We start from the raw sequence: 7,285 nt of genomic DNA, 5'->3' as shown, positions 1-7,285 counted from the left end.
TGGTGCATCACTGGAAAAAGGCCGGTGGGCCGGGGCAGATACCGGGGTATGCGACGCATTTGGAAGAAGTGGCGAAGACGGCGCGGTATTTGAAATATGGTGGGTATGTGGCTATTGGATTGGGGGCAACTTCGTCCTACTTGAAAGTGCAGGAGGTTTGTAGGGCAGGGGAGACGGAGGAATGCAGGAGAATTCGGTTCACCGAGACTGGGAGCTTTTCTGGAGGGTTGGTGGGTGGTATGGCAGGTGCCGCGTTTGGGAAGGCTGTGATCAGCGCTGTATGTACGTTTGGGCCCTGGGGAAGAGCCATCTGCGGGATTGCATTAGTTGGTGGCGGCTCCCTCTCTGGAGGCTTAATGATGGAAAGAGTGGGCGGGGCTACAGGGGAAGTCGTTTATGAAAATCTTTATGACTGATCTGGTGGGTTGAATGCTATATGTCAAGCTGGCTGTATTGCTTGGACCGATGGTGTTGTGTGTGGGAGGCCTTTCAGTTCTCGCTCATATCGCCGGAACGCGTCATTTTGACGTGATGTGCGCCTCGCTGAGAAATAGTAAAGGTTTTCTAGAGGACGTTAGGGCTTCGAGCGCGTTGAGTCTGGAACTTCGAAGTTTGGCGGTTGCGGGCTCAAGCATGATGCTCATATGGCCAGAATGGGGAATGCGCAGAGGATTGCTTGATCCGGAGGACAATAAGCAATTCCCTTCCTATCTGAGACGTAGGGTTAAAGTCGCATTTTGGCTTTTGGCTTTAGGTCTGACATGGTCAGCGATCGTGTACGGAATTTTGGGGTGGGGTGTCTTATGACTTCGCTCGCTAATGGTAGTCTGGTTCCTTGCCTTGCAGGATGAGTTTGGACTCCGTTATGTGGAAATGCATATGGTTTTTCTCTCAGCAAAGGTGGCGAATGCTGGGTGTGAATGGGTGAGCTGATTTGTGGATTATTGGATTGATCCAGGCAGTTGGGCGTTAGGCTCTGTATGAAAACCTTTGAAACGCCGGGGTGGGTGAACTGACTTATGAGGCGCTCCTTGATTGATCCTTCCAATTGGCCAGTAGTTTTCAAGCTTGCCTTTTTGCTGGCTCCGCTTCTGCTCTTGCTTTCAGGGCTGGGAGTCTTCGGGTACATTGCGAGTACACGTTATTTCGATGTGATGTGCGCGTCCTTCCAGCGAAGTAAAGGACTTCATGAAGAAATAAGAACGTGGAGTACCTTAACACTGAAGTCGAGAGTTTTTATTGTGAGTGCTATGTTAGTTGGTGCACTATGGCCGAAATTGGAACTTCGGCAGGGGTGGCTAGATCGGGAGGGTAATCGGAACTTTCCACCCTTTTTAAACGGCGTCTGAAATGGGCGTTCTATTCGGTTCACCGAGACTGGGAGCTTTTCTGGAGGGTTGGCGGGCGGCGCCGCAGGTGGATTTTTCGGTGGTAAAGCAGTGAGCGCGATATGCGTGGTTTTCGGTATTTATGGACGTGCGGTTTGTGGTTTGGCCACTGGGGGCGGTGCTTCGTTTGTGGGGGAACGCTAGGTAACGAGATTGGAGAGACTGCAGGGGAGGTCATTTACGAATGGATGCCACATTGATCCCCAATCCGCGCAATTGGCCGGTGAGCTATCAGATGATCGTACTTTTAGTACCAGCTATCAGCTTTTTGATTGGAATGGCCATGATCGCCAGATTCGCTTGGGGGAGTGATTTCGAGAGAGCCATGGCAGCCTTACGCAGCAGCAGTTGGCTGGAGCTCCAGAAGGGTATTTGGGGTACTACTGCCTTTGGTTCTCGATGGATTTTGTTGGGCATGATCAGCGGGGTTTTGGCATGGCCTGGAAGGCATATCAGGCGAGGGGAGCTTGATGCGCATGAATTACGTTGTTTTCCCGCAGACCTCAAGCGGCGTCTGCTTGCTGGGGAGGTGATCATGCTGAGTGGGCTTGTCCTACTCTGCACCGCGGTAGGATTGTATAGATTTCATGGACACTAGCTGGCGAACCTGCGGTAGCAACCCCCCTCGCGACCACAGCCGACAAGGGGCTTTCGCCGTGTCAGGGATCAGCCTGGACAGCGTGTTATATGTTTGCCGACTGATACGCCGATTGATCCCTGGGGCCTAGCTCAAGGCCGCGCCTTTGGTCTCGTCCGAGACATGCGGTGTCCCGGACAAGCCCCCACAGGTCCCTGCTAAATCAATGAGTTAGCGTTTGTTCTATGAGCTTGCCGGTGATGGTCCGCATATGCAGCCCCGCCATCCTCAATGCTGCTTGGCCTGCCTGATCCGCCGCAGGATCACCAGCAGCACCAGCGCCACCACCGGCGCCATCCCCAGCAGCGCTTCGCGCGCCGTCAGCCCCGCTCCCAGTACATTCAGCCCGCCATACAGCAGCTTGAACAGGCTCAGCAGGTAGTAGGTGATGGCGATGATCGACAGCCCCTCGACCGCCCGCTGGATCTTCACCTGGGCATCGGCCCGGGCATTGAGGCTGCGCAGGATCTCGGCATTCTGCTCTTCCATCTCCACCTGCACCCGCGCCTGCAGCAGGTCGCCCAGGTTGGCCACGTTCTTGGCCAGCTGCTCGAGGCGCTGTTCGGTGGCGGCGCAGTAGCGCACGGTCGGCTTGAAACGCCGCTCGATGAACACCCCCAGGCGCTGGCAGTCGCCCACGTGGGTTTCGCGCAATTCACCCAGGCGCTCGAACACCAGTTGCGCATAGGCCTGGGTGGCGCCGAAGCGGTGGCGGGTCTTCACGGTGCGGCTGACCACCTGCCGCGAGAGGTGGGCGATGGCTTCGAGCAGGGCCTTGGAGTCATGGCCGGCGACGCTGGCGCTGCGTTCGGAGAGGCTGACCAGGGTCCTGTCGAAGGCGTCCAGCTCCTGGCCGAGGGCCTTGGCGTCGGTCAGGGTCAGCGAGGCCATCATGCGGTAGGTCTCGATTTCCAGCAGGCGACGGATCATCCGGCCCTGGCGGTAGGCATTGAGCCGCCGGTTGACGAACAACAGGCGGTTGGTGCCATCGTCGGTCAGGCGAAAGTCGCTCCACACCACCGCGTCGCCACCGCCGACGCAGGAGCCGCAGGGGTCCTTGAAGCCGTAGCGGGTCAGGTCCAGGTCCTGCTCGCCGCGTACCAGCACCTGTACCGCGTTGATCACCTGTGCCGCCTGCGGCGCGATGGCCTCGGCGAGCACCTGGGGCAAGGACAGCCAGCTCGCATCATGGGTGGCGCAGGGTACGACCAGGGTCAGGGTGAAGAACTCGGCATGGCGCTCCCACTTGAACGGATGACCGTCCAGCCGGGTGATGCCTTGGACCGCCTCGCGGTCGAAGGCGCCCGGGCAGCAGCGCTGCAACAGGGCCTGGCAGGCGGCATCGTCGCCCAGCAGGGCCAGGTGATGGACATGGGCCGGCTCGTCGAAATACAGCGACGGGCGGGCGTGCAGTTCGTTGTGCAGGGTGGTGCGTTGCGGGTGCATGGGAGGTCTGGCCTGGTGTTGTGGTTGTTGGGGCTACCAGGGGTGGGACTTTCCGACGGTGGGTAAAAGTCACCTGGAACACCAGGCTTTTGTGGTGACGGTACTGTCGCTTTCGCGGGGGAATACCCGCTGAGCGTAACGTAAAAGCCCCTCGCGACAACTGTCGACAAGGGGGGCGTCGTGTCAGCGATCAGCCAAGACAGCGCGTCACATGCTTCACCGACTGATACGCCGACAACCCCCAGGGCCCGAGTTCACGGCCGATGCCGCTGCCCTTGGTGCCGCCCCACGAAGTCTCGACGAACACCGCCTGCACCGAGTTGATCCACACATGGCCGACTTCCAGCGCATCGGCCACGCGCTCGGCGCGTTCGAGGTCGGCGCTACAGACGGTGGCGACCAGGCCGAAGCGGCTGTCGTTGGCCTGGGCGATGGCCTGCGCCTCGGTGGCAAAGCGCCGGGCACACAGCACCGGGCCGAAGATTTCCTCGACCCACAGGCGGCTGTTCTCGGGCACGTCCACGTACAGCGTCGGGCTGACGAACCAGCCTTCGCGGTCCAGCACCTGGCCGCCGGCGAGGCAGCGCAGGCCTTCCTCGCGGGCGGTGGCGAAGTAGCCGGCGACCTTCAGCCATTGCGCCTGGCTGGTCAACGGCCCCATCGCCACGTCCTCGGCCTGTGGGTTGCCGACCCGCATCCGTTCCAGGGCCGCTTGCAGGCGTGGCAGCAGGGTGTCGGCGATGCCGTCCTGCACCAGCAGCCGCGAGGTGGCCGAGCACATCTGCCCAGCGTTCCAGGTGATGCCGGCGACGATCCATTCCACGGCCTGGTCCGGGTCGCAGTCGTCGAACACCACGATCGCGGACTTGCCGCCCAACTCCAAGGTCACCGGGCGGCATTGGGCTGCGGCGGCGCGCATGACCTGGCTGCCGACGCCGTTGCTGCCGGTGAACGACAGCTTGTCCAGGCCGTTGTGGTTGCTCAATGCCGCGCCGGTCTCGGCCTTGCCGCTGACGATGTTGAGCACGCCGGCGGGCAGGCCCAGCGTATCGGCGATCTGGCCATAGGCCTGCTCGATCAGCGGGGTGATCTCCGACGGCTTGAGCACCACGGTGCAGCCGGCGGCCAGGGCTGGGGCGAGTTTCCAGGCGCTGGTCACCAAGGGGAAGTTCCACGGTACGATCAAACCGACCACGCCGACCGGCTCTAGGCGCGTGCGGGCGGTGAAGCCCGGGGCGGCGAGGGGGACGTCGCGGTTCTTTTGCGGCAGTCGTTCGGCAAGGTCGGCGTAGTAGCCGAAGGTGGCCACGGCGTCGTCCAGGTCGATCTCGGCTTCGTGGCGTGGCTTGCCGTTGTTGCGAATCTGCAGGGCGATCAGCGCTTCGCGGCGCTGGCCCAACTGCTCGGCGAAGCCACGCAGGTAGCGGGCACGCTCGCTGGCGGCGACGTTCTTCCAGGACGCCAGGGCACGGCGCGCCGCCACCACGGCCTGGTCGACCTGGGCGGTGCTCGCCGACATCAGCTCGGCGAACGGTTGGCCAAGCGATGGGTCATGCACGGTGAGGCAATCGTTGCCCTGGCCTTCGACCCAGCGGCCGTCGATGTAGTGAGGTGTGGTCATGGTCGGATTCCAGTCAGGCCATTTCGGCGGTGGTCACAGGCGTCGACGGTGCATGTTTGCAACGCACCCAGCGTGGTCCATTCGGGCCATAGAGGCCGGCGGGTTCAGGGAACAGGTTGAGCAGGGCCAGGTACAGCACGCCAGCCAGGCCCAGTGTGACCGGCAGGCTCAGGTCGATGCCGCCGGCAAGCGCGCCGAGCGGGCCGACGAACTGCCCTGGCAGGTTGACGAAGCACAGGCCCACCGCCGCGCTGGGAACCCAGGCGCCCATGCCGCGCCAGTTCCAACCGTGGTGGAACCAGTAATGGCCGCCGCGTTGGCCGCGGGTGAACACCTGCAGGTCGTCGGCATGGTAGAAGCCACGGCGGGTGACCAGGCCGATGATCATGATCACCATCCAGGGGCTGGTGCAGGTGATGATCAGCACGGCGAAGGTGGACACGCTCTGCACCAGGTTGAAGGTGAAGCGGCCGATGAAAATGAAGGCGATCGCCGCCACGCCGATCAGCAGGGTGGCTCCGGCGCGGCTGAGCAGGCGGGGGAACACGCTGGACATGTCCAGCCCGGTGCCGTACAGCGCCGTGGTACCGGTGGACATGCCGCCGATCACCGCGATCAGGCAAACCGGCAGGAAGAACCAGTTCGGTGAGATCGCCAGCAGGCCGCCGACATAATTGTTGGCGGCGATGTAGTCGGGGGCCTGGCTGGCCACCAAGGTGGCCGTGCACAGGCCGAACAGAAAGGGGATCAGCGTCGCGGCCTGGGCAGCGATCACCGCCAGCATGATGCGTGCCTTGGGCGTTTCGCGGGGGATGTAGCGCGACCAGTCGCCAAGGAAGGCGCCGAACGACACCGGATTGCTCATGGCCAGGATCGCCGCGCCGACGAACGCTGCCCAGAAGCCGGCCTGGCCGAGGCTGACGCTGCCGGCGAAGCCCATGTCGAAAGGCCCGGCGAAGGCGACGATGCCGAGCAGGAACAGCAGGCTCGAGGCCCACACGGCGATCTTGTTCACCCAGAGCATGAAGCGGAAACCGAAGATGCACACCACCAGCACCAGTACCGCGAACAGACCGTAGGCCAGGCCCAGGGTCAGGTCGGTTTCCGGCAGCCCGGCCAAGCGCTTGGCGCCGCCCACCAGGGCATCGCCGGAGCTCCACACGGAGAGGGAGAAGAACGCCACGGCAGTGAGCAGCGACAGGAACGACCCGACGATACGCCCGTGCACGCCGAAGTGCGCACCGGACGATACTGCGTTGTTGGTGCCGTTGAGTGCGCCGAACAGGCCCATGGGGGCGAGGATCAGTGCGCCGATGCCGACGCCGAGCAGGATCGCCCAGGCCCCGGCCTGGAACGACAGGCCGAACAATACCGGGAAGCTGCCGAGCACGGCAGTGGCGAAGGTGTTGGCCCCGCCGAAGATCAGGCGGAACAGGTCCAGTGGGGAGGCGTCGCGTTGATCGTCGGGGATCTGTTCGACGCCGTTGGTCTCGATACCGGTCGAGTGGCTCATGGCAAGGCTCCAGCGCGGTTGTTGTAGGTCGGCGCCGGGGCGCGGACCCTCTTGTGGTTGCGTTGGCAGTGCGGCAAGGCCGCGGAAAACGTCAGCTAGGAGGCGACCGACAAATGCTCGTGGCAGGCCAGCCAGCGTTCGCCGTGGCGGCGCAAGACGATGGTCTCGCGCTCGGCCAGTTGGTGCTCCTGGCCAGCGATGCGGATGCGCGTGGCCACGTCGTGCATGAACACCGCCACCTCGCCTTGCAGGCTGACATGGGCATTGTCGGAGCAGCATTCGAGCACGGTGAAGCCCTCGGCCTGCCACTGCGCCCATAAGGTTTCATAGGCACGGCGCGATAGCAGCGGTTGCGGCAGGCTGTGGAAGAGGAAGGTGGCGTCTTCGCTGAAGCAGGCGAAGTAGCGGGCGGTATCGTTGCTGGCGAAGGCGGCGACGAGGTCGGCGCCAGCCTGGCGTACCTGGAGGGTCTGGTCCACGGGCGTGGCCTCACGATTATTGTGATTGTTGGTGAGGCGATTCTGGTGAGGGTTGCCGTTGGGAAAAATCGCTGGAGGCAAATAATCAGTTCAGGAATTCGTGAACCAATGCGCTCGCCTATACCCCGGCTATGCCAGTGGATAAGGTGACGGCGATCGTTGGGTAGCAGTCGTTGGCATACCCTATGTCCGTCCCGTTAT

At 62.4% G+C, this 7,285-nt stretch carries 4 protein-coding genes and 1 pseudogene; 1 reads left to right on the top strand and 4 read right to left on the bottom strand.

Annotation, left to right across the window (positions count from 1 at the left end):
• Window positions 1-416 (top strand): annotated as a pseudogene (locus ABFA30_RS19790) (hypothetical protein); the annotation flags it as partial.
• Between the two features lie 1,837 nt (window positions 417-2,253).
• On the opposite strand, the gene ABFA30_RS19785 reads toward ABFA30_RS19790, so the two are convergent.
• From ABFA30_RS19785 to ABFA30_RS19770, 4 genes are all read right to left on the bottom strand, one after another.
• Entirely contained in the window at window positions 2,254-3,471 is a 1,218-nt protein-coding gene (locus tag ABFA30_RS19785; protein ID WP_410045823.1) for a DUF3422 domain-containing protein, read from the bottom strand.
• A gap of 190 nt (window positions 3,472-3,661) precedes the next feature.
• Complete coding sequence (locus tag ABFA30_RS19780; RefSeq protein WP_410045822.1) at window positions 3,662-5,092, bottom strand: aldehyde dehydrogenase family protein; 1,431 nt, start codon at window positions 5,090-5,092, stop codon at window positions 3,662-3,664.
• 13 nt (window positions 5,093-5,105) lie between these two features.
• A complete protein-coding gene (locus ABFA30_RS19775; RefSeq protein WP_410045821.1) occupies window positions 5,106-6,605 on the bottom strand; it encodes a purine-cytosine permease family protein in 1,500 nt (499 codons plus the stop codon).
• 95 nt (window positions 6,606-6,700) lie between these two features.
• The gene (locus ABFA30_RS19770; RefSeq protein WP_410045820.1) at window positions 6,701-7,084 is read right to left on the bottom strand and encodes a YybH family protein; all 384 of its coding nucleotides are present in this window, start codon (window positions 7,082-7,084) and stop codon (window positions 6,701-6,703) included.
• Window positions 7,085-7,285: the final 201 nt, after the last annotated feature.

The sequence above is a fragment of the Pseudomonas sp. HLMP genome (assembly GCF_046365545.1).
GTDB lineage: Bacteria > Pseudomonadota > Gammaproteobacteria > Pseudomonadales > Pseudomonadaceae > Aquipseudomonas > Aquipseudomonas guariconensis_B.
This window is presented reverse-complemented; position numbering and strand designations above follow the sequence as displayed.

Bases quoted from the DNA above. Each gene is read 5' to 3' on its own strand.
- ABFA30_RS19785 (WP_410045823.1), bottom strand. From the start codon at position 3,471: ATGCACCCGCAACGCACCACCCTGCACAACGAACTGCACGCCCGCCCG.
- ABFA30_RS19780 (WP_410045822.1), bottom strand. From the start codon at position 5,092: ATGACCACACCTCACTACATCGACGGCCGCTGGGTCGAAGGCCAGGGC.
- ABFA30_RS19775 (WP_410045821.1), bottom strand. From the start codon at position 6,605: ATGAGCCACTCGACCGGTATCGAGACCAACGGCGTCGAACAGATCCCC.